The organism is Pseudarthrobacter sp. NPDC058362, assembly GCF_042723515.1.
Lineage (GTDB): Bacteria > Actinomycetota > Actinomycetes > Actinomycetales > Micrococcaceae > Arthrobacter.
This window is the reverse complement of record NZ_JBHXIW010000002.1, coordinates 359,626-380,769: the sequence shown is the minus strand read 5'-3', so window position 1 is coordinate 380,769 and position 21,144 is coordinate 359,626. Positions and strand designations below refer to the sequence as shown.

At 66.3% G+C, this 21,144-nt stretch carries 18 protein-coding genes and 1 pseudogene; 12 read left to right on the top strand and 7 right to left on the bottom strand.

All coding sequences use genetic code 11. The annotated features are described in order from the left end of the window. Window positions 1–32: 32 nt before the first annotated feature. On the bottom strand, window positions 33–866 hold the full coding sequence (locus ACFWIX_RS06330) for an exodeoxyribonuclease III (protein ID WP_377215266.1): 834 nt from the start codon (window positions 864–866) through the stop codon (window positions 33–35). A gap of 10 nt (window positions 867–876) precedes the next feature. Then, complete coding sequence (locus ACFWIX_RS06325) at window positions 877–1,437, bottom strand: hypothetical protein (RefSeq protein ID WP_377215265.1); 561 nt, start codon at window positions 1,435–1,437, stop codon at window positions 877–879. Between the two features lie 155 nt (window positions 1,438–1,592). On the opposite strand from ACFWIX_RS06325, the gene ACFWIX_RS06320 reads away from it, so the two are divergent. Then, the gene (locus ACFWIX_RS06320) at window positions 1,593–2,033 is read left to right on the top strand and encodes a CHRD domain-containing protein (protein WP_377215264.1); all 441 of its coding nucleotides are present in this window, start codon (window positions 1,593–1,595) and stop codon (window positions 2,031–2,033) included. 76 nt (window positions 2,034–2,109) lie between these two features. On the opposite strand, the gene ACFWIX_RS06315 is transcribed toward ACFWIX_RS06320, so the two are convergent. Continuing rightward, window positions 2,110–3,012 carry a bifunctional methylenetetrahydrofolate dehydrogenase/methenyltetrahydrofolate cyclohydrolase gene (locus ACFWIX_RS06315; protein WP_377215263.1) on the bottom strand — a complete coding sequence of 301 codons (903 nt, stop codon included), beginning with the start codon at window positions 3,010–3,012 and terminating at the stop codon, window positions 2,110–2,112. 3 nt (window positions 3,013–3,015) lie between these two features. Further along, entirely contained in the window at window positions 3,016–4,314 is a 1,299-nt protein-coding gene (gene glyA / locus ACFWIX_RS06310) for a serine hydroxymethyltransferase (protein ID WP_377215262.1), read from the bottom strand. Between the two features lie 275 nt (window positions 4,315–4,589). On the opposite strand from glyA, the gene purU reads away from it, so the two are divergent. The 3 genes from purU to ACFWIX_RS06295 are packed head-to-tail and all read left to right on the top strand — an operon-like array spanning window position 4,590 to window position 6,735. After that, window positions 4,590–5,450, top strand: a complete 861-nt coding sequence (gene purU, locus ACFWIX_RS06305) for a formyltetrahydrofolate deformylase (RefSeq protein WP_377215261.1) — start codon at window positions 4,590–4,592, stop codon at window positions 5,448–5,450. 34 nt (window positions 5,451–5,484) lie between these two features. Further along, entirely contained in the window at window positions 5,485–6,198 is a 714-nt protein-coding gene (locus ACFWIX_RS06300) for a class I SAM-dependent methyltransferase (protein ID WP_377215260.1), read from the top strand. An 18-nt stretch (window positions 6,199–6,216) separates the two neighbouring features. Beyond that, window positions 6,217–6,735 (top strand): gamma carbonic anhydrase family protein, encoded by a 519-nt coding sequence (locus tag ACFWIX_RS06295; protein WP_377215259.1) that lies wholly within the window; start codon window positions 6,217–6,219, stop codon window positions 6,733–6,735. 41 nt (window positions 6,736–6,776) lie between these two features. On the opposite strand, the gene ACFWIX_RS06290 is transcribed toward ACFWIX_RS06295, so the two are convergent. Together ACFWIX_RS06290 and ACFWIX_RS06285 are read right to left on the bottom strand one after the other, a co-directional pair. Next, the gene (locus tag ACFWIX_RS06290; RefSeq protein WP_377215258.1) at window positions 6,777–8,513 is read right to left on the bottom strand and encodes a flavin monoamine oxidase family protein; all 1,737 of its coding nucleotides are present in this window, start codon (window positions 8,511–8,513) and stop codon (window positions 6,777–6,779) included. A 51-nt stretch (window positions 8,514–8,564) separates the two neighbouring features. After that, window positions 8,565–10,073, bottom strand: a complete 1,509-nt coding sequence (locus tag ACFWIX_RS06285) for an amino acid permease (protein WP_377215257.1) — start codon at window positions 10,071–10,073, stop codon at window positions 8,565–8,567. Between the two features lie 108 nt (window positions 10,074–10,181). On the opposite strand from ACFWIX_RS06285, the gene ACFWIX_RS06280 reads away from it, so the two are divergent. After that, window positions 10,182–11,867: a PucR family transcriptional regulator ligand-binding domain-containing protein gene (locus tag ACFWIX_RS06280; protein ID WP_377215256.1), complete on the top strand. Its 1,686-nt coding sequence runs from the start codon at window positions 10,182–10,184 to the stop codon at window positions 11,865–11,867. Here the strand turns inward: ACFWIX_RS06280 and ACFWIX_RS06275 are convergent. Then, on the bottom strand, window positions 11,864–12,658 hold the full coding sequence (locus ACFWIX_RS06275) for a nitrilase-related carbon-nitrogen hydrolase (RefSeq protein WP_377215255.1): 795 nt from the start codon (window positions 12,656–12,658) through the stop codon (window positions 11,864–11,866). The genes ACFWIX_RS06280 and ACFWIX_RS06275 overlap by 4 nt on opposite strands. Window positions 12,659–12,861: 203 nt before the next feature. Between ACFWIX_RS06275 and ACFWIX_RS06270 the strand changes: the two genes are divergently transcribed. The 7 genes and pseudogenes from ACFWIX_RS06270 to ACFWIX_RS06240 form a co-directional block, all read left to right on the top strand. Beyond that, the gene (locus ACFWIX_RS06270; protein WP_377215254.1) at window positions 12,862–14,052 is read left to right on the top strand and encodes an ROK family transcriptional regulator; all 1,191 of its coding nucleotides are present in this window, start codon (window positions 12,862–12,864) and stop codon (window positions 14,050–14,052) included. 132 nt (window positions 14,053–14,184) lie between these two features. Further along, window positions 14,185–15,741 carry a multiple monosaccharide ABC transporter ATP-binding protein gene (mmsA, locus tag ACFWIX_RS06265; protein WP_377215253.1) on the top strand — a complete coding sequence of 519 codons (1,557 nt, stop codon included), beginning with the start codon at window positions 14,185–14,187 and terminating at the stop codon, window positions 15,739–15,741. A gap of 42 nt (window positions 15,742–15,783) precedes the next feature. Further along, window positions 15,784–17,067: a multiple monosaccharide ABC transporter permease gene (mmsB, locus tag ACFWIX_RS06260; RefSeq protein WP_377215252.1), complete on the top strand. Its 1,284-nt coding sequence runs from the start codon at window positions 15,784–15,786 to the stop codon at window positions 17,065–17,067. Between the two features lie 50 nt (window positions 17,068–17,117). Beyond that, the gene (locus tag ACFWIX_RS06255) at window positions 17,118–18,212 is read left to right on the top strand and encodes a substrate-binding domain-containing protein (RefSeq protein ID WP_377215251.1); all 1,095 of its coding nucleotides are present in this window, start codon (window positions 17,118–17,120) and stop codon (window positions 18,210–18,212) included. An 81-nt stretch (window positions 18,213–18,293) separates the two neighbouring features. Next, window positions 18,294–19,364, top strand: a complete 1,071-nt coding sequence (locus ACFWIX_RS06250) for a Gfo/Idh/MocA family protein (RefSeq protein ID WP_377215250.1) — start codon at window positions 18,294–18,296, stop codon at window positions 19,362–19,364. An 83-nt stretch (window positions 19,365–19,447) separates the two neighbouring features. Beyond that, complete coding sequence (locus tag ACFWIX_RS06245; protein ID WP_377215249.1) at window positions 19,448–20,335, top strand: hypothetical protein; 888 nt, start codon at window positions 19,448–19,450, stop codon at window positions 20,333–20,335. Between the two features lie 85 nt (window positions 20,336–20,420). Further along, window positions 20,421–21,144: pseudogene (locus ACFWIX_RS06240) on the top strand (hypothetical protein); the annotation flags it as partial.

Sequence of the window (21,144 nt, the reverse complement as noted above, 5' to 3'; positions counted from 1 at the left end):
GGAACCTTTGGGGTGGCTTGGAGCTGGGGAGGTTAGAGCAGGTAGTCCACTACCAGCGGGGCGTGGTCGGAGAACCGGGTGTCCCACGAGGGTGCGCGGTCCACCACTGCGGAGATGGCGGCGGAGGCCAGGGCGGGGGTGGCCAGGTGGTAGTCGATGCGCCAGCCGGTGTCGTTATCGAACGCCTTGCCGCGCTGGGACCACCAGGTGTAGGGGCCGTCCATGTCACCGGCCAGGTTACGGTGCACGTCCTGCCAGCCGATCTCCTCGCCGAGGAACCGGTCAAAGTAGGCCCGTTCTTCCGGGAGGAAGCCTGCCTTCTTGACGTTGCCTTTAGCATTCCGGATGTCCCGGGCCGTGTGGGCTACGTTCAGGTCACCCACCACCAGTGCGTGGTCGCTGTGCTTGGCCAGTTCCGGGAGCCGGGTGGTCATGACATCCAGGAACCGGAACTTGTCGTCCTGCTTGGTCGTACCGGCTTCGCCGGAGTGCACGTAGGCGCTGGCGACGGTCAGCTGGACCGGGTTTCCCGCGGCGTCCCGCAGGCGGAAATCGGCTTCCACCCAGCGGCCGGCGGTGGCGAAGTAGTCGTCACCGATGCCGTTCCGGGTTTCCAGCGGCTCCTCCCGGGAGGCGATGGCGACGCCGGCCCGGCCTTTCGCTTCGGCTTCGGCGTGCAGGATATGCCAGCCATCGCCGAGCAGCTGCCGCACGATGGCGTCCGGGGCGCGGACTTCCTGCAGGCAGAGAATGTCCACTTCGCGTGGCTCCAGCCACGCTGCCATTCCGTTGCGGAACGCAGCCCGGAGGCCGTTAACATTCACGGATGCGATGCGCAGGTGGTCCTTGTTCAATGCCGAGCTCACCCGTTCCACTCTAGTCGATGACGGTTCCGGTCACCGGCTCGCCGCTGCCGCCTGAGGACTTGATCATGTCCCGGGCGTTGGTGGCCGTAATCTCGATGGTTTCCAGGGCGCGGTTGATGGTGTCCTGGTTGGCAGCAGCACCTTTGGCGCGCTCGTCCTCCACCACCCGGACCTGCACCTGGACGATCTTGAAGGAGTGGTCCAGTTTCAGGTCGCGGACCTCGTCGGCTTCGGTGCGTTCGTAGATGACGCGGGTCCCGCCCTGGTCGGCCCGCGCGGACGGGCCGCGCCCGGCAGCCGTGCTGAAGGCGTTCTGCGCTTCGGTCAGCTTGGCGCCTGCCTTCTTGGCCGCCTTCTGGATGCTGAACACCACAAAGGAAGCGAGGGCGAGCCAGAAAAAGGCGATGACGGCAACCACCCACCCCACCACGTCGTTCTGGTTGGCCGCGAAGATCACGGCCACCACGAACGCGGTCACCAGGACCATCAGGCCCGGACCGCTGATCCGGAACAGGGAAAATCCGGCCTTGGCGGACTTGGAGGATGAAGAGGGGTTGCCCAAAGATTGCATGAGCCCATTCTCTCAAATTACTGCGGGTGCTCCGGCCGCCTTCCACCGGCGGCGAACAGCACGTGGGGAAGCCGGAACCCCTTGTCCGCTCCAGAGTGCAGGAGTACGTTGGGTCGGGCCGGGGATGCCCAGGAATCAAAGCAAAGGACCAGACCATGACTCGCTCTGCATTCAGGACCGCCGCAGCAGCCGCGGCCGTCATTTCCCTTCTCGGTTCCGGCAGTGCTGCCGTGGCCAAGCCCGGCGGCACCCCCGCTGTCCCGCTCAACACGGCCCAGGAGGTAACCGGTTCCAATACCGGTGCCAGTGGATTCTTCAGCTACACCATCTCCGGGGACCAGCTCTGCTACACGCTGGAAGCCCGCGACCTGTCGGTCTCCGCCGCCGCCGCACACATCCACTTCGCCCCACGCAACCAGGCAGGCGGGGTGGTTGTTCCGCTCACGGTGGGAGCAGGCACGGACTGGGTGGTGCAAGCCTGCGCCACGGCCGATCCCGCCCTGCTGGCGGCGATAGCGGAAAGCCCGCGCAGCTACTACGTGAACGTCCACACCGCCACTTTCCCCGGCGGCGAGATCCGAGGCCAGCTCAAGTAGGGCATCCGTACGACGGCGGCGCGGCGCCTTCCGCTGGGAAAGGTGCGGCGCCGCCGTCGTACTTCAGGTGTGGTGGCTAACCCGCGTGCTCGGCCGCACGTTCTGCCGCTTCAACCACGTTGGTCATCAGCAGCGCCACGGTCATGGGGCCCACTCCGCCGGGGTTCGGCGAGATCCAGCCGGCCACCTCCGCAGCGGCGGGATCGATGTCGCCGTGGACCCTGCTCTTGCCGGACTCCGGGTCCGTCTCGCGGGTCACACCGACGTCCAGCAGGGCGGCGCCCGGCTTCACGTCCGCTGCCTTGACGATGTGCTTGACGCCCGCCGCGCCCACAATGACGTCCGCCTGCCGGAGCAGGTCCGGCAGGTTCGTGGTGCCGGTGTGGGTGAGCGTGACGGTGGCGTTGACGTTCCGTCGGGTCAGCAGCAGCCCGATGGAACGGCCGATCGTCACGCCGCGGCCCACCACCACAACGTGCTTGCCGGCCAGGCTGTAGCCATTGCGCTCGAGCAGCTCAATGACGCCCCGGGGGGTGCACGGCAGCGGCGTGGTGATCTCACCGTTAACGTTCAGCACCAGCCGGCCGAGGTTGGTCGGGTGCAGCCCGTCGGCGTCCTTGGCGGGGTCGATGCGCTCCAGGATGGCGTCGGTGTCAAGATGCTTCGGCAGCGGCAGCTGGACGATGTAGCCGTGGCAGGCAGGGTCAGCATTGAGTTCGTCAATGAGGGCCTCTACCTGGGCCTGGGTGGCGTCCGCCGGAAGCTCGCGCTGGATGGAGTTCATGCCGATCTGCACCGACTGCTTGTGCTTCATGGAGACATACAGCTGCGAGGCAGGGTCAGCGCCTACCAGCACAGTGGCGATGCCGGGGGTGACGCCCTTGGCCTTGAGTGCGGCCACGCGTTCGGTCAGCTCGGCCTTGATGGCGGCGGCGGTGGCCTTGCCGTCAAGGATCTGTGCGGTTTTGGTTTCAGTCATTGGTTACCACTGCTCGTGCTGCGGGTACAGCGGGAAATCGGCGGCGAGCTTGTCCACGCGGGACTGCAGGGCCTCGACGTCCGCGCCGGTACCGGCCTTCAGCGCGGTGGCAATGATCTCGGCAACCTCGGTGAACTCGGCGGCGCCGAAACCGCGGGTGGCAAGGGCGGGGGTACCGATGCGCAGGCCGGAGGTGACCATCGGCGGACGGGGGTCGAACGGCACCGCGTTGCGGTTGACCGTGATGCCCACGGAGTGCAGGAGGTCCTCGGCCTGCTGGCCGTCCAGCTGGGAGTTCCGCAGGTCGACGAGCACCAGGTGCACGTCGGTGCCGCCGGTGAGGACGGAGACGCCGGCTTCGGCGACATCGGCCTGGTTCAGGCGGTCGGCGATGATGCGGGCACCTTCGAGGACGCGCTCCTGGCGCTCCTTGAATTCCTGGGTTCCGGCAATCTTGAAGGCCACCGCCTTGGCAGCGATGACGTGCATCAGCGGGCCGCCCTGCTGGCCCGGGAAGACGTTGGAGTTCAGCTTCTTGGCCCACTGCTCCTTGGCCAGGATCACGCCGGAGCGGGGGCCCGCCAGGGTTTTGTGCACCGTGGAGGTGACGACGTCGGAGTACGGCACCGGGCTTGGGTGCAGTCCTGCTGCCACCAGGCCGGCGAAGTGCGCCATGTCGGTCCAGAGCAGCGCACCCACCTCATCAGCGATGGAACGGAAGGCAGCGAAGTCCAGGTGCCGGGGATACGCGGACCAGCCGGCGATGATCACCTGCGGCTTCTCGGCGATAGCCTGCTCGCGGAGCTTGTCCATGTCGATGCGGAAGTTGTCCTCTTCCACCTGGTAGGCCGCAACGTTGTACAGCTTGCCGGAGAAGTTCAGCTTCATGCCGTGGGTCAGGTGGCCGCCATGTGCCAGGGACAGGCCCAGGATCTTGTCGCCGGGGGTGATCATTGCTGAGAGCGCAGCAGCGTTGGCCTGCGCGCCGGAGTGCGGCTGGACGTTGGCGTATTCGGCGCCGAACAGAGCCTTCACCCGGTCGATGGCCAGTTGCTCGGCAACGTCGACATACTCGCAGCCGCCATAGTAGCGGCGGCCCGGGTAGCCCTCGGCGTACTTGTTGGTGAGGACCGAACCCTGGGCTTCCATGACTGCACGCGGTGCGAAGTTTTCGGAGGCGATCATTTCCAGGGTGCCGCGCTGGCGGCCGAGCTCCTGGTCCAGGACTGCGGCGATTTCGGGGTCAAGCTCAGCCAGTGGCTGATTGCTGACGGCGGTGGTTGAGGTGGCTGGTGTAGTCACGGAGAACTCCTCGCTAGGCGTAAGGGCACTGCTAAGGTCAGGCTACCGGCCGGCGCGCTGTCGCGGCCTGTCAATGACAGGTGTGACAGCGCACGTCATGGTGCTGCGGTACTGACGGGGTGCAGCCCACTTCCGGCAAAACATGACCCTCGGCCCAGGCGTACGATCCGTGGTCTTCGTGATTGCCGCTCCCTGGTGGTTAGCCACCCAACGCCAGTTGCGACGCTTTCAGCCTACCAAATCCGAGGGGTTCACCCGCGGGTAGGCTTGTACGTGTGAGTGAAGACCACCTGACCCAAGCGCATGTAGTAACCCTGTCCTGCCCGGACCGCCCCGGGATCGTCCACGCGGTGGCCGGAGCCCTGCTGGTGGCGGGGTGCAATATTACGGACTCACAGCAGTACGGCAGCCCGGCGACCGGAAACTTCTTCATGCGGGTGGAGGTAACCACGGCGGCCCCAAAAGCCGAGCTTCGGGCCGCCCTGGAGCCGGTGGCAGAAGCTTTTGGCATGCAGTGGAGCCTGGACACCGTAGGCGAAAAGGTTAGGACGCTGGTCATGGCCAGCACATCCGCCCATTGCCTTAACGACCTCCTCTTCCAGCAGCGCAGCGGAACCCTGCCCATCGAAATTCCGGCCATCGTGTCCAACCACCGCGACCTGGCCGGACTGGCCGAGTTCTACGGCATCCCCTTCCACTACATTCCCGTCACCCCGGAGACCAAAGCGGAGGCCGAGGACAAGCTGCGCGCCATCATGGCCGAGCACCGCATTGAGCTGACCGTGCTGGCCCGGTACATGCAGATCCTCTCCGATGAGCTGTGCACCGAACTGACCGGCCAGGCCATCAATATCCACCACTCGTTCCTGCCCTCCTTCAAGGGTGCCCGCCCATACCACCAGGCCCACGCCCGCGGCGTGAAGCTGATCGGCGCCACGGCTCACTATGTGACCGCAGCCCTGGATGAGGGGCCCATTATCGAGCAGGAAGTCATCCGTGTGGACCACGCGCGCACGCCGGAGCAGTTCGTGCAGATGGGCCGGGACGTCGAGGGGCGCACTCTGGTCCAGGCTGTGCAGTGGCATGCCGAACACCGGGTCCTGCTGGACGGAAACCGGACGGTGGTGTTCAACTAGCCACCGGCCAGCCGCCCGGTCTTATGCTGAAGTCATGGTTGACGCACCACGGAACGCGGACCATGAGGCGGACCTCGCGCTGTTCTATGACCGGCAGGCCCCGGCCGTTAATACACGGGCCGGTACTCCACAGCGCGTCGCATGCCGGGAGTGGTTTATCCGGCTGCTCAAGAGCGAGCACCGGCGCTCCGTCTTCGAACTCGGATGTGGCACCGGGGTTGAAGGCCTTGAATTTGTCCGCTCGGGCCTGCACTACTGCGGCGTGGACCTCTCCGGCGAGAGCGTCCGCTTGGCCATAGCCAAAGGCCTGAACGCCAGCGTCGCCAGCGGGCGGAACCTGCCGTTCCTGGACGGCTCCTTCTCTGCCGGGTGGACCATGAGCACCCTGTTGCACGTGCCCAACATCCTGATCGAAGGCGTCGTCAGTGAATTGGTGCGGGTGTGCGCACCCGGCTCACCCATCGCCGTCGGACTCTGGTCCGGGGATGATGAGGAAGTCCTGAACCCGGAGGACGACCAGGAGCCGCGCCGGTTCTTCAGCCGACGGAGCGACGCGGCGGTAATGCGGATCTTCAGTGCGCATGGCGAGGTGGAGCACTTCCGCACCTGGCCGGAGGGCACCGGGGATGAGTCAGGGCCGGGGCGGGGCGCATGGACGCAGCACTACCAGTTCCTGGTCCTCCGCACCCCGGGCCCTCCGGCCGGCCCGCCGGACACATTGGCCCGGGAGCAGCGGCCGCACCCCTGAGTGACCTAGGGTGAATCCATGGCTCCTCTCCATCCTTTTGCCGGCGTTTCGCCGGCCGTCCACGACTCCGCCTTCGTCGCCCCCACCGCGTCCATCATCGGCAGCGCCACGCTCGCAGCAGGGTCCAGCGCGTTCTACGGCGTTTCCGTACGGGCTGATACGGCCCCCATCTCCGTAGGCGAGGGCACCAACCTGCAGGACAACGTGGTGCTGCACGCAGATCCCGGCTTCCCCTGCTCGGTGGGGGCCCGGGTCAGTGTGGGGCACGCCGCCGTCGTCCATGGCTGCACCGTGGAGGACGACTGCCTCATCGGCATGGGCGCCACCGTCCTCAACGGCGCGGTGATCGGCGCCGGCTCGCTCGTCGCCGCGGGCGCCGTTGTCCTCGAGGGCACCATTATTCCGCCGCGTTCCCTGGTGGCCGGAGTGCCCGCCAAGGTGCGGCGCGAACTCACCGGGGAAGAGTACGACGGCGTGCGCGCCAATGCTGCGCGGTACGTGGAGCTCGCGGCGCAGCACCGGGAGCTCCACACCTAGTCGAGGCTCCCCGCCCGCTCCCCTGCGGGCGCGGGGCCAGGTTAGTCCAGTGAGATCGGGCCTATCGCGTCCAGCAGTTCGCCTGGACCGGGGTTCCCCGGCGCCGAGGAGCCCCCCAGGTGTTTCACCACGCCCCACACAGCGTTGAGGCCGGTGGTGACGGCTCCCTCGGCCCAGCCGGCGGTGAAGGAAACATCGTCCCCGGCGAGGAAGATGCCGCGCTGGGATTCGGGCAGCCCGTCCTGCTTGAAGTGGGTGAACAGCCTCTGCTGGTAGCGGTAATGCCCGGGCAGGTTTGCTTTGAAGGCACCCATGAAGTTGGGGTCCGCTTCCCATGACACCGTGATCGGTTGGCCCACGATGTGACTGGCAATGTCCACGCCGGGGTAGATCTGTTCCAGCGAATGCAGCATGAGTTTCACGCGCTCGTCTGCGTCCAGGGCAAGCCACTTGAGTGCATCATCGTTCCAGGTGTAGGACAGCAGGATCACCGCCGGTTTGTCCGGGCCGTTGTCGAGGAGGTAGGTGGCCCTGTTCAGCCGGTCCGTCAGCGTCATGGACAACACCTCGCGGCCTGTGTCGGGGTCGATGTCCTTCCAGAACGGCCGGTCGACCATCACGAATGTCTTGGACGACTGCATGTAGTGCGATCGTTCGATGGCGCTCCACAGCTCCGCCGGGAACAGCGCCTCTTCGGTGTGGATCCGCGTGGACAGCAGCCAGGACTGGCAGGTTGTCACCACCGCCGGGTAGCTGGCTTCCCGGCCCCACCGTTCGCGGATCCGCAGGTTTCCGTCAGGGCCGCGGCTGATCCTGCCCACGGCGCCGCGGGGCGAACCGGAATGAAGGGAAGCCAGGGAGGTGCCCTCCGGCCAGTGCCGCATGCCCGACGGCGCGTGCTGCCACAGTGCCTCCGGCAGACGTTGCGCGCCCCCGCGGATGAGCCGGTGCTGGTCGTCCGCGTCGGTGTACACCACCCGCAGGATTTCCAGGATGGAATTGGGGAAATCCGTGTCCCAGCCGCCGGTCCCGAAGCCCACCTGACCGAAGGCCTCCCGGTGGCTGAACCCTGCCTTCTTAAAGGACTCGTTCGCGGCTATGAATCCGTAGAACGTCTGCTCGTCCATCAGCGGCAGCAGCCCATTCCACAATTCCTTGATCCGTGCCGTGTCGCGTGCCCGGATGGCGTCCTGCATCTCGACGAATTTGGCGCCGTCAGTCACGGCGGATTTCCAAGCGTCGGCAACCTCGCGGAAGAAGGGCGGAAGGTCACTGGGCTTTTCGGCGTAGTGCTTCTTGCCCGCAAGTTCGATCACCGTGCTGGAGGTGGCCTCAGCGAGCGGGTTCGGGAAATCCTGGGTCTCGAGGCCCAGCAGGTCGACGTAGTGGTAGAACGCCTTGCCGGAGACCGGGAACCGCATGCCGCCCAGGTCCGCCACGACGCCCGGGGCGGCCGGGAAGGCAGCGGTGCGGAGCCGCCCGCCGATCCGGTCCGCTTCATACACCACCGGGCGCAGGCCCAGCTTCATCAGCTCATACGCCGTCACCAGGCCGGATAAACCGGCGCCAACGACAGCCACCTCCGTACCCAACAGTTCTTCAGGCACGGACCCCAGCCCCTCCGGGTGTGCCAGGTAGTGGTCGTAACTGAACGGGAAGTCCGGATTGAGCATGGTGATGGGCGCGGTTTGCTCCTCCGGACGCCGGCTGACGCCTTCCTCAGTCGAAGTGGAGGTGCTGGACGGGTCGGGGGCCGGAAGTTCGGTGGCGGTGGTCATGGAGGGTCTGCCTTTTGTTGTTTCGGGGCGTCGGTACGTGGCCGGGAGCGGTCAGGACTTGCTGGAAATGGAGATGGCGGACAATTCACGGTATTCCCCCTCGTCCAGTGCCGCCACCCTGGAGTTGCGCCGTCCGTAGCCGAAGTACGCTGCCAGGCCCACCAGCATCCACACCGCGAAAGTCAGCCAGGTTTCCGCGCCGAGGTTGGCCATCAGGTAGCCGCACATCAGGGCGCCGAGGATGGGAGTGAGCGGGAACAGCGGCACCCGGAAGCTGCGTTCCAGTTCCGGCCGGGTACGGCGGAGGTAGATGACCGCCACATTGACCAGAGCGAAGGCGAACAGGGTACCGATACTGGTGGCGTCCGCCAGCGCGCCCAGCGGCACGAGTCCGGCGGTCAGCGCGACGGCGATCCCCACCAGAAGCGTTCCCGCGACGGGGGTGCCGGTGCGGCGGGACACGCGCCCGAATACGGCAGGAACAAGGCCGTCGCGGGACATTGACAGCAGGATGCGGGTCTGGCCGTAGAGGACGGTCAGGACAATGCTGGCGATGGCCAGGACGGCGCCCACGGCGAAGGCAAGGGCAATCCAGGGCTGACCGGTGATCTCTTCCAGGATCTTCACCAGGGCGGCCTCGGTCCCGTCGAACCAGCCCCAGGGGCGGGCGCCGATCGCCGCCACTGCCACCAGCACATAGATGGTGGTAACGATCAGCATCGAGAGCATGATGGCGCGCGGCAGGTCGCGCTTGGGGTTGCGGGCCTCCTCGCCCGCGGTTGAGGCGGCGTCGAAGCCGATGTAGGAGAAGAAAACGCGGGACGCGGCGGCAGAAACACCGGCGGCCCCCATCGGCAGCAGCGGTTCGAAGTTGCCTGCGTTGAAGGCGGTGAAGGCAACGGCGCAGAAGAAGAGCAGGATACCTACCTTGACCACAACAATCGCGGTGTTGATCCAGGCACTTTCCTGGGCGCCCCGGACCAGCAGGACGGTGGCCAGCACCACGATGACCATCGCGGGGATGTTGACCATGCCGCCGTCGCCCGGAGGCTGGGAGAAAGCGTCCGGCAGCGCTGTGCCGAACACAGCCAGGCTCTCGTTCACGTACTGCCCGGCGCCAACGGCAACGGCGGCTACGGACACCGCGTATTCAAGGACCAGGCACCAGCCACAGATCCAGGCCATGCCCTCGCCCATGGTGGCGTAGGTGTAGGAGTAGCTGGAGCCGGACACGGGCACCAGCCCGGCCATCTCCGCGTACGACACCGCGGACAGCAGCGCGGCGAGCCCTGCGATCGCAAACGAGATCCAGATGGCGGGACCGGCCAGCGGCACGGATTCACCCAGGATCACCAGGATGCCCGTGCCCAGCGTCGCGCCCACGGAGATCATGGTCAGCTGCAGGACGCCGAAGCTGCGGACAAGACGGGGTCCGCCCTGGCCGGACTCGGCCTCGTTGACCATCTGCGCGATGGGCTTGCGGCGCAGCAGCTGCGCTCCAAGGGTGGGCCGGGCGGCCGCGCGGGCAGGCACTTGGCCCGAAAGTGTAGGCACAGTCATCGTTGACGTCCGTTCGTGTCGGTGAGTGGTTGGACTTGTTTTCCCTCCCCCAGCGTAGGGGTGTGAGCCGCATCTCAAGATGTGCAAAATGACCTATAGTCTTCACTCATGAGACGCAATGCACCAGCCACGGAGTCTGCTTCCGCGGGACTTCCGGCCCAGCTGGACGCCGTGACGCTGAACCAGTTTCTGGTCTCGCTGCCCGCAGGTGTGGCCATACTGCACGACGCCGGCAACGGCCATACTCCCCTGCGGTGGGTGGAGCCGAGCGAACTTGAAGACCCTACGCCGTACCTGCTTGACGGCGAGTTTCTGCTGACCGCCGGACTGCCCTTCCGGCGTGGCGTCAAAGGCGCCGACGAAGACACCGTCACGGGCAGCAGGGGCGAGGGAGCCGCAGAGGGGGCAGCCGTCGCCGACACGTACGTCCGCCGCCTCGTCGCCGCGGGCGTAGCGGCGCTGGGGTTCGGCCTTGAGCCGTACTTCGACGAGGTGCCCGCTGATATCGTGGCGGCCTGCCGGAAGCACGGCCTGACACTGGTGGCGGTACCCGCCAGCATCCCGTTCGCCGCGCTGGGACTCGAGTTCTCCAAGCTGCTCGAATCAGGGAACGCCCAGGTGTTCCGCCAGCTCGCCGAAACCAACCGCCATCTCATGCGGGCGGTCCTGTCGCCCCGGCCGGAGCATGAGTTGCTGGCAGCCCTGGCGCAGCGGGTGCCGGCCTGGGCCGTCCTGGTTGGCGCGGACGGCAGGGTACGCGCCCGCGCCGGTACCGCCGTCGAACTTTCCAGGCTCCAGCCGCTGCTCAAAAGGCTCCTCGCCGGCAGTGGCCCCCGGGTGGAGACTGAAGCCTTTGACGTTCCGGGGTCAGCGCTGGTGTTCGGCCACCCGCTGCGGAGCACCAGGGACGCCACCCTGGGCGGCCTGCTGCTCGGCACAGACAAGCCGCTGACCCCCGCACAGAACAATGTAGTCTCCTCGGTGGTGGGCCTGCTGGAACTCCTGGTCCGGCAGCGGACCAGTGGTTCCCTGGCGCCCAGCCAGCTGGCCACAGCGTTGCTCCTGCATCCGGAAAGCATCGCCGGGGCCCGCACCTCGGAGCTGAACATCCTGCGGGATCTGCTGGCCCAGAGCGTCGGGGGCACCCGCAGCGGGCGGGTCCGGGTGATTCAGGGAATCCGGCCCAAGGCAGCGGCTGCAGCTGACGGTCCCGTGCGCGAACTGCTGCAGTGGCGGCGGCTGTTTGACACCAAAATGGTGGAACTTACCGACTACGGATTCGCCGCCGTGACCCGGCTGAAGGTTGACGACCAACTGCTGTCCGAGGTGGAGCAGCTGGGCTGGCGGCTGGTGGTGGGCGGCGCCGCGGAACTGCCGGGCCTTGCCGCCGCCTACCGCAGCGCCTCGGCATTGCGCGCCCGGGTCCAGTCAACCGGTACCACCGTCCGCGAAGAGGAACTGACCTGGTCTGTCACCGGCCTGCTGGGTGGTGAGGCAGGCGGAATGCTGGCCTCCCGCCTGCTGGCGCCTGTTCTCGGGCAGGAACCGGGGCGCCGCGAAGCCCAGCTCCAGATCCTCCGCGCATGGTTGGGCACCAACGGCAATTGGGACGCGACAGCCAAGGACACGGGACTGCACCGGAACAGCATCCGCCGGCAGATTAACGCCCTGGCGGACATTCTGGACGTGGACCTGGCGCATGCCGGAACGCGGGCGGAGCTGTGGATCGCACTGCAGTTTGCCGATTCCGCGGCGCTGCCCGGCGCAGCGCCGCGCGGCGGTCCAGGTGCCTAGGCTTCCCAGGCGCGGTAGAGGTCCGGGCGGCGCTCGTCCAGGTAGGGTACTGCGGCGCGCTCACGCTTAGCCGCTTCTGCATCGACTTCGGCGAAGAGCAACTGCGGCCCCTCCCCGGCTGCGGCGAGCAGCTTCCCGTCCGGGCCGGCGATGACGCTGCCGCCGAGGAACCTGCAGCCGTCTTCCACTCCAGAGTGGTTGGCGTAGGCGATGGTCAGCTGGCTTTCGAGTGCCCTGGCCCGCAGCAGCACCTGGGGGACGTCATCGAATCCGTGGGCCAGCGCCGTGGGCACCAGCAGCAGCTCGGCGCCGCCGGCCGCCGCGGCCCGCACGGCTTCAGGGAATTCCACGTCGTAGCAGATGACCATGGACGTGGGAATTCCCAGGAAGTCCACCACGGCGGGACGCCTTGTTGCCGGACTGAAGGCCGCACGCTCGTCGGGTCCGAACAGATGGACTTTTCCATACTCCAGCAGCACCTCCCCGTTCGAGTCCAGTAGGGTGGCGCTGATCTGCCACTCCCCCTCGGCCGTGACACGCGGAAGGCTGTAGACGAGCCCGATGCCGTGGCGGCGGGCGGTAGCGGCAAGTCTTTCGCGCAGCATGGGGAGGAGCGCAGGGTCGAGTCCGGACCGCAGCCTGCGCGGAGCATACCCCACCGGGAAAAGCTCCGGGGTGAGCAGCACCCGGGCACCCGCCGCTGCTGCTTCCGCGGCGGCGGCATCGATGATGGCACAGTTCGCCTCGGGATCAAGGACCGCAGAGTTAGCCTGCAGAAGTGCCAGCAGCACCGCTACCACCTTCCGTCGTTGAAGCGGCCGCGTGATGGGCCGTTCCTCCCAGCGTAGCCAGAGGATAGGGCTATGGGGCGGGGCCATTTGCACCGCCGGACGAAGGTTCACGGCCGGATCGTCCCGGTCCAGGCAGAGGGCGGCCGCGGCTTCATGCGTTAACTTCTTGACGCCAAGACCCCGTATAGGGCAATCTTCTTAGCATGCCCGCAACCCCGCGCTCAACGAGGAGCAAACCAACAAATCCCGGCTCGCAGTCGGCACTGCGCCAACTGAACCAGCAGCGGATTATCGAGACCCTGATGGGCGGGCCCTCGACGCAGGCGGAACTCGCCAGGCAAACCGGCCTCTCCACCGCCACCGTCTCCAACATCGTCAAGATCATGCTCGACTCGGGGCTGGCCTCCACGGAACCGATCACCAGCTCCGGACGCCGCGCCCTCAATGTCCGGCTGAACAGCAACGGGGCCGTCGCGGTAGGGATCGACTTCGGCCGAAGGCACCTCAGGGTGGTCCTGGCCTCATTGAGCTACCACGTCATCGCAGAAGAATCAGTTCTCCTCCCCTTGGGCCACCAGGCTGAGGAAGGCATTCAGGCTGCCGTGGCGCTGTTGGAGAAACTGCTGCGCGAGAGCGGCGTGGAGCGGACAGCCGTGGTGGGGGCCGGAGTCGGAATTCCCGGGCCTATCGACAGGCGCACCGGAACCGTTGCACAAGGTGCCATTCTTCCGGAATGGGTAGGGATCAACATCCTCCAGCACCTCGAGCAAACCCTCAAGATACCCGTCTTTGTTGATAACGACGCCAATTTGGGGGCTTGGTCAGAGGTGACCTGGGGGCAGCACACCGGCGTCAGCAATTTGCTCTTCCTGAAGATCGGGTCGGGCATCGGTGCGGGCCTGATCCTCAACGGCGCCCCGTACTACGGCAACGTAGGCATCACCGGCGAAATAGGCCACGCGACCATCCACGAGCAGGGCCTCGTGTGCCGCTGCGGAAACCGCGGATGCCTCGAAACCATCGCATCCACCACCACCATGATCGAGCTCCTCAGCCGCGGCGAGGACAGGCCGCTGACTCCCGCCGACATCGTGCGCAAAGCACTGAACCGTGACCCCGCCACACTCCGGGTGGTGGACGACGCCGGCCTGTCCGTCGGCCGGGCCCTGGGAAACGTCGCCAACCTGATCAACCCGGAGGTGATCGTGGTGGGCGGCCCCCTGGCCGGCCTCGGCGATCTCCTGCTCGACCCCATCAGGCGCGGCTTGATCCGGCACGCGGTGCCCGTGATCGGCGAGAGCACCACCCTCACCATGTCGTCCCTGGGGGACCGCGCAGAAGCGCTGGGAGCGGCCGCCCTGGTGTTCCAGCAGGCCGGAATCCGAAAGGCCTAGACCGCATCGTTATCCGCAAATTGCGTTAAATACTTGACGACAAGACCGGTGATCCAGTTTACTTTTCCATCAGACGGCCCTGCGCTTTGCCCGGCCGGACAAAGAAGTCATCGCATTGGAGGGTTAGGGCAAATGACGTCCCAGACCACGCACACGGAGCCGCTCATACTGGAGATGCGCTCCATTACCAAGGAGTTCCCCGGCGTCAAGGCCCTGGCGGACGTGAACCTGCAGGTTAAGGCGGGCGAGATCCACGCCATCTGCGGCGAAAACGGAGCCGGCAAGTCCACGCTGATGAAGGTGCTCTCCGGCGTCTACCCCTACGGCAGCTACGACGGCGATATCGTCTACCAGGGGCAGGTGCAGCAGTTCAAGGACATCCGTGCCAGCGAGCACGCAGGCATCGTGATCATCCACCAGGAACTGGCACTCATCCCCGAGCTGTCCATCATGGAAAACATCTTCCTGGGCAACGAGCCCACCAAACGCGGCGTCATCGACTGGGCGGAAGCACGGACCCGCTCCACCGAACTGCTGGCGAGGGTGGGCCTCCGGGAGGACCCGGACACCCCGATCAAGGAGATCGGAGTCGGCAAGCAGCAGCTCGTGGAAATCGCCAAGGCGCTGAACAAGTCCGTGAAGATCCTCATCCTGGACGAGCCCACCGCGGCGCTGAACGAGTCCGACTCGCAGCACCTGCTGGACCTGATCCTGGGCCTGAAAGGCCGCGGCATCACTTCGATCATCATTTCGCACAAGCTCAATGAGATCGAGCAGATCGCGGATTCCATCACCATCATCCGCGACGGCAAGTCGATCGAAACGCTGGACGTCAAGGCCGACGGCGTGGACGAGGACCGCATCATCAAGGGAATGGTGGGACGGACCCTGGAGTCCCGTTTCCCGGACCACACCCCGCAGATCGGCGAGGTCTTCTTCGAAGTCAAGAACTGGACCGTGGCCCACCCCAACGTGCAGGACCGCCTGGTCTGCAAGAACTCCAGCTTCTTCGTCCGCCGCGGCGAGATCGTCGGATTCGCCGGCCTCATGGGCGCCGGCCGCACGGAACTGGCACGGTCGGTCTTCGGCCGCTCCTACGGCCGGTTCATCGACGGGCACATCTACAAGGACGGCAAGGAACTCGTCCTGAAGTCCGTGCGCCAGGCCATCGACGCCGGCCTGGGCTACGTCACCGAAGACCGGAAATCCCTGGGACTGAACCTGCTGGACGACATCAAGACCACCACCGTCGCCGCCAACCTGAAGAAGATCAGCCGCCACTCAATAGTGGACGCCAACCAGGAATTCACAGTGGCCGAGCAGTACCGGAAGTCGCTGCGCACCAAGACCCCGTCCGTGGAAGAAGGCGTAGCCAAGCTCTCCGGCGGAAACCAGCAGAAGGTGGTCCTGGCCAAGTGGATGTTCACCGACCCCGAGCTCCTGATCCTGGACGAACCCACCCGCGGCATCGACGTGGGCGCCAAATACGAGATCTACGGCATCATCCAGCAGCTGGCCAACCAGGGCAAGGGAGTGATCGTGATTTCCTCCGAACTGCCTGAACTGCTGGGCCTCTCCGACCGCATCTACACCATCTTCGAAGGCGCCATCACCGGTGTCCTGAACAAAGACGAGGCCACGCAGGAAAGCCTGATGAAGCTGATGACCTCGAACCGCAAAGCCGCCTGACCCTCTGGACCACCCAGAACCTTCCGGACAAGGACTGACACCATGAACGCCCTTAAAAAGCTGTTTGGCGGCAACACCCGCCAATTCGGCATGATCTTTGCCCTGGTGGCCCTGATCATCTTCTTCCAGATCGCCACGGAGGGCCGGACCCTCACCTCCGGCAACGTCATCAACCTCTTCAACGGCAACTCCTACATCCTGATCCTCGCCATCGGCATGGTCCTGGTGATCATCGCCGGGCACATCGACCTGTCCGTCGGTTCCGTAGCCGCCTTCGTGGGGGTCACCGTCGCCCTGGCCATCCGCGACTGGGACCTGCCCTGGTACGCCGGGGTCCTGCTGGGCCTGCTGCTCGGTGCGCTGATCGGGGCATGGCAGGGCTGGTGGACGGCCTATGTGGGGATTCCCGCCTTCATCGTGACCCTGGCCGGCATGCTGCTGTTCCGCGGCCTGAACCAGTTCGTCGGCAAGTCGAACACCATCCCCGTACCGGAGGACTTCCAGTACCTCGGCGCCGGCTACCTTCCCGAGGTGGGCCCGGACACCGGCTACAACAACCTCACCCTCCTGATCGGCATCGCCGCCGCCGCATTCGTCATCGTCGGCGAGCTGCGCTCCCGGGCACGCGCCAAGGCCTTGGGCGCGGACGTTCCTGAAATGTGGATCATGGTGCTGAAGCTGGTGCTGATCAGCGGCGCCATCCTCTACGCAACGTACCTCTTCGCCACCGGCCGTCCGGGCACCTCCTTCCCCATCCCCGGCCTCATCCTGGCCGTCCTGGTACTGCTCTACGGCTTTATTTCCTCGCGCACCGTCCTGGGCCGCCACGTCTACGCCGTGGGTGGCAACCGGCACGCCGCCGAGCTCTCCGGCGTCCAGTCCAAGAAGGTCAACTTCCTGGTCATGATGAACATGTCCATCCTCGCCGGCCTGGCCGGCATGATCTTCGTCGGCCGCTCCACCGCCTCCGGCCCCTTCGACGGCGTGGGCTGGGAACTCGACGCCATCGCGGCAGTCTTCATCGGCGGCGCGGCAGTGACCGGCGGCGTGGGCACCGTCGTCGGATCGATCATCGGTGGTCTGGTGATGGCAGTGCTGAACAACGGCCTCCAGCTCCTGGGGGTCGGCGCGGACCTCACCCAGATCATCAAGGGCCTGGTTCTCCTGATCGCCGTCGCGTTCGATGTCTACAACAAGAGCCAGGGCAAGAAGTCGATCATCGGCATGCTGACCCGGAACATCAACCGACCCACCGGCGGGCCCAGCAACCCGCTGCAGCCGGACGAAACCACCTCCACCAAGGAAGCGATCGCCAGGGAAGCCTGAGCCCCGCAGCCTGAACATCGTCACAACACCACAAAGAAAGAGAACCAACAATGCGAATGATTGGTAAAGCAGGAAAGGCAGCAGCGGTCGCTGCCATCGCAGCACTGGCGCTGACGGGTTGCGGCCGGTCGGAATCAACCGGCGGCTCCACCGAAGGCGCCTCCGGATTCCCGCAGGACTCCGCGATCGGCGTCGCACTTCCGCAGAAGACCAGTGAGAACTGGGTCCTGGCGGAAAAGCTGTTCAACGACGGCCTCAACGGCGCCGGCTTCAAGGCCGATGTACAGTTCGCCAACGGCGGCGTCTCCGAGCAGCAAAGCCAGATCAGCGCCATGGTCACCAAGGGCGCCAAGGTCATCATCGTCGGTGCCATCGACGGTTCGCAGCTGGGCACCCAGCTGAAGCAGGCCAAGGACGCCGGCGCGACGGTCATCGCCTATGACCGCCTGCTCCTGAACACCGAGAACGTGGACTACTACGTGGCCTACGACAACTTCAAGGTCGGCGAACTCCAGGGCCAGGCCCTGCTGGAAGGCCTCAAGGCCAAGAAGCCTTCCGGCCCGTACAACATCGAACTGTTCGCCGGTTCGCCGGATGACGCCAACGCCAAGGTCTTCTTCGATGGCGCCATGAGTGTCCTGCAGCCGAAGATCGATGACGGTACCCTGAAGGTCCTCTCCGGCCAGACTAAGTTCGAACAGGCCGTGACCCAGGGCTGGAAGGCGGAGAACGCACAGCGCCGCGCCGACACCCTGCTCACGGGCAGCTACGGCAGCGCCTCCCTGGACGGCGTCCTGTCCCCGAACGACACGCTGGCCCGCGCGGTCCTGACCGCCGTCAAGGGCGCCGGCAAGCCGCTGCCCGTCGTGACGGGCCAGGACTCCGAGGTTGAATCCGTCAAGTCCATCATGGCCGGCGAGCAGTACTCCACCATCAACAAGGACACCCGCAAGCTCGTGGAGCACGCCATCACCATGGTGAAGGACCTCCAGGCCGGCAAGAAGCCCGAGATCAACGACGACAAGTCCTACGAAAACGGCGTCAAGACCGTTCCGGCCTACCTGCTGGAGCCGGTCATCGTCACCAAGGAAAACGTCAAGACCGCTTACACCGACGATCCGGTCCTCGGCCCGATCACCAAGTAGGCACCACCCGGGAAAGCCCGGCTCCCTGCGGTTTCCCCGCCATGGAGCCGGGCTTTCGCGTTCCTGTGGCAGGATGGCTCCATGCCCGCCCCCATCGCCACGCCATGGCTCTCCGCACAGACTGACCAGGACCCCCGCTCCGCCACGGGCAAGCCCCTGCGCTGGGGCGTCATTGCCACCGGCTCCATCGCGGACCTGATGGCACGTGACCTGTCGCTCCTCGCGGACGCCGAGCTGTACGCCGTCAGCTCCCGGCAGGAGTCCAGGGCGGCCGCCTTCGCCGCCGCGCACGGGGTGCCAAAGACCTACGCGGACGACGGCGGCGTCCCCGGCTACCAGCGCCTCCTCGCCGACGATGCGGTGGACGTTGTCTATGTCGCCACGCCCCACGCGCAGCACCACGAGGTGGTCCTTGCCGCCCTCGATGCCGGCAAGCACGTCCTGTGCGAGAAGGCCTTCACCGTCAACGCCCGGGAGGCCGCCGAGCTGATCGACGCAGCGCGGTCCCGGAACCTCTTCCTGATGGAAGCCATGTGGAGCCGTTTCCTCCCCAGCATGCAGCGGGCGTTCCAGATCGCCGCCTCCGGTGAGCTGGGCGAAATCCATTGGGTCACGGCCGACCTCGGCTTCCCCGCCCCGTACTCCCCCGAATCACGGCTCTGGGCGCCCAAGAGCGGCGGCGGCGCGTTGCTGGACATCACCGTCTACCCCCTGTTGTGGGCGCTGGGAACACTGGGATTCCCACAGACAGTCAGCGCCACGGGGTTCGTCAATCACGACGGGGTGGACTCCCAGAACGCCCTCACCCTCGGTTACCACCACGCGGCCCAGGTCCAGCTCACCTCATCGCTGTTATCCCACGGACCGCGGACTGCCACTGTGGCCGGCAGCGAAGGCTTCCTGCAGAGCGTCGGTTCCATCAACAATCCGCACGAACTGGTCATCACGAAGGGGCGGGACGAACGCCGCACGGAAGCGTTCGACGTCGTTGGCAAGGGATATACATACGAGCTGCGCGAGGTGACCCGCTGCATCCAGCAGGGCCTGGCGGAGAGCCCGGTCATGCCGCTGGAAGACTCGCTCAACACCATGCGGCTGTTTGACGGCGTCCGTGCCCAGCTGGGCGTGAGTTACCCCAACGATCGGCACTGATTTTTCCAGGACCCTCGACGTGAGCCCCGGAAGAGTCGTAAGCTGACTTATTATCGGTTGCACCGCTGCTGGGGGTGGTATGCATGGCTGGAGTCCGCTCGCCGTGGCATGCCCTGCGCCCTGTGTTCTTCGCCGGTGCCGCCACGTTCGCCTGGCTGACGTTCTCTTCTTCTCCTGCCTCGGCCGACCTTTTGCCGGAACCCGCCCCCGCGATGACTGAGATCCTCGCCGAGGTCCCGTACACGGACCCGCTCGCCCCGGTGGCCGATGGAGTCCCGGTGGTCGACGGCATCCACGCGGCGCCGATTACCGCCGTCGTGGACGACGCAGTGGAGGCAGCTGATCGGGTTGCCGAACCGCCGGTCAGCGACCTCGTCGAACCTGTAGTGGATTACGTCGAACCGGTCGTCGAACCTGTAGTGGAATACGTGGAACCCGTCCTTGAGCCGGTAGTGCCGCTCCTGGATCCTGTGCTTACACCCGTGGTGGAACCGGTCACGGAGCTTGTGCCGGTTCTCGAACCCGCGCTGGAGCTGGCGCCCGAAGCGCCTGTCCAGGCCGTCCTCGGGCTTCTTTCCGGTCCGGCCGCCGAAACTGCCGCAGCCGCTCCTGCCGTGAACGGCACCCCCGCCGGGGACCCAGCGCCGGCCGATACCGCTTCATCGCAACCTCCTGCAGCAGCACTTCCCGCGCTCCCGCTGCCCGCCGCCCCCGCCGCGACACTGTGGGCCGGCCCCGCCGCAGCGGAAAACACGGGCACAACGCCCGTGCCGCCGTCGTCCCCGCCTGCACCCGTCCCTGCGGCACCCGGATCGGGCGGCGCGGCTTCCGGCGGCCCGCCGCCTGGCTCGGCTGCGTGGCTGAGCCCTGTCCCTTTTCTCTTCCCATATCTTGGCGCGTCCAGCGCCCCGGAGTTCGTGCTCCATGCTCCGGAACCGGTGTCCTTCGACCCCGGTTCGTCTCCTGATTAGTTGAGCCATGCCTGCCTTCGATCGGCAGGACACGGCAATCGGGCTGCTTCCTGCGCCCGCCATCAACTTTTCAGGAGACATCATCATGCGTACCACCATTCGCAGGGGCCTTCTTGGCACCTTCATGGCCGGCGGGCTTCTCGCCCTCGGCTGCACCGCTGCCACAGCAGCGGACAACACGGACGCAGCGGACCTGTCCGCTTCGGCCCTCATCTCTGCGGCGGCGTCCACGGACACGGCGTCGTCGGGCCTGCTGGGTGACCCGACGGCGTCCCAAACCACGGACGTCGCCGCTGCCGTCAGCCTTACGGCCGATGCCAGCACCACCGCCGGCACGGACAGCACCACCGCGGACGGCACCCTCGCCACCACGGCTGCAGCCGACCTCACCCTCGGCCTTGCTACCGGCGGTGACATTGTTGGCGGTGACATCGTTGGAAGCGACGCCGTTGGAAGCGCGGCCACCGGCGCCGGCAGTGTCGCGGTCACCGGGACAGCAACCGGGTCTGCAACGGACGGGACAGCCGACGCGGCACTGGCCGCCGACGCAACCCTCGCAGCAGCGCTTGGCACCACCACCGGCACGGACAGCACCACCGCTGACGGCACCCTCGCCACCGCCGCCGACCTTTCCCTGGGCCTGGCCACCGATGCTGCAACCAACAGCACTGCAACCGACGGAACAGCCGACGCGGCACTGGCCGCCGACACAACCCTCGCAGCAGCGCTTGGCACCACCACCGGCACGGACAGCACCACCGCTGACGGCACCCTCGCCACCGCCGCCGACCTTTCCCTGGGCCTGTACG

Excerpts from the sequence above, each read along its gene's own strand:
- ACFWIX_RS06315 (WP_377215263.1), bottom strand. The coding sequence starts at position 3,012 with ATGACTGAAACCAAAACCGCACAGATCCTTGACGGCAAGGCCACCGCC.
- ACFWIX_RS06320 (WP_377215264.1), top strand. The coding sequence starts at position 1,593 with ATGACTCGCTCTGCATTCAGGACCGCCGCAGCAGCCGCGGCCGTCATT.
- ACFWIX_RS06255 (WP_377215251.1), top strand. The coding sequence starts at position 17,118 with ATGCGAATGATTGGTAAAGCAGGAAAGGCAGCAGCGGTCGCTGCCATC.
- ACFWIX_RS06270 (WP_377215254.1), top strand. The coding sequence starts at position 12,862 with ATGCCCGCAACCCCGCGCTCAACGAGGAGCAAACCAACAAATCCCGGC.
- mmsB (WP_377215252.1), top strand. The coding sequence starts at position 15,784 with ATGAACGCCCTTAAAAAGCTGTTTGGCGGCAACACCCGCCAATTCGGC.
- mmsA (WP_377215253.1), top strand. The coding sequence starts at position 14,185 with ATGACGTCCCAGACCACGCACACGGAGCCGCTCATACTGGAGATGCGC.
- ACFWIX_RS06245 (WP_377215249.1), top strand. The coding sequence starts at position 19,448 with ATGGCTGGAGTCCGCTCGCCGTGGCATGCCCTGCGCCCTGTGTTCTTC.
- ACFWIX_RS06325 (WP_377215265.1), bottom strand. The coding sequence starts at position 1,437 with ATGCAATCTTTGGGCAACCCCTCTTCATCCTCCAAGTCCGCCAAGGCC.
- ACFWIX_RS06250 (WP_377215250.1), top strand. The coding sequence starts at position 18,294 with ATGCCCGCCCCCATCGCCACGCCATGGCTCTCCGCACAGACTGACCAG.
- ACFWIX_RS06295 (WP_377215259.1), top strand. The coding sequence starts at position 6,217 with ATGGCTCCTCTCCATCCTTTTGCCGGCGTTTCGCCGGCCGTCCACGAC.
- ACFWIX_RS06285 (WP_377215257.1), bottom strand. The coding sequence starts at position 10,073 with ATGACTGTGCCTACACTTTCGGGCCAAGTGCCTGCCCGCGCGGCCGCC.
- ACFWIX_RS06300 (WP_377215260.1), top strand. The coding sequence starts at position 5,485 with ATGGTTGACGCACCACGGAACGCGGACCATGAGGCGGACCTCGCGCTG.
- ACFWIX_RS06280 (WP_377215256.1), top strand. The coding sequence starts at position 10,182 with ATGAGACGCAATGCACCAGCCACGGAGTCTGCTTCCGCGGGACTTCCG.
- ACFWIX_RS06290 (WP_377215258.1), bottom strand. The coding sequence starts at position 8,513 with ATGACCACCGCCACCGAACTTCCGGCCCCCGACCCGTCCAGCACCTCC.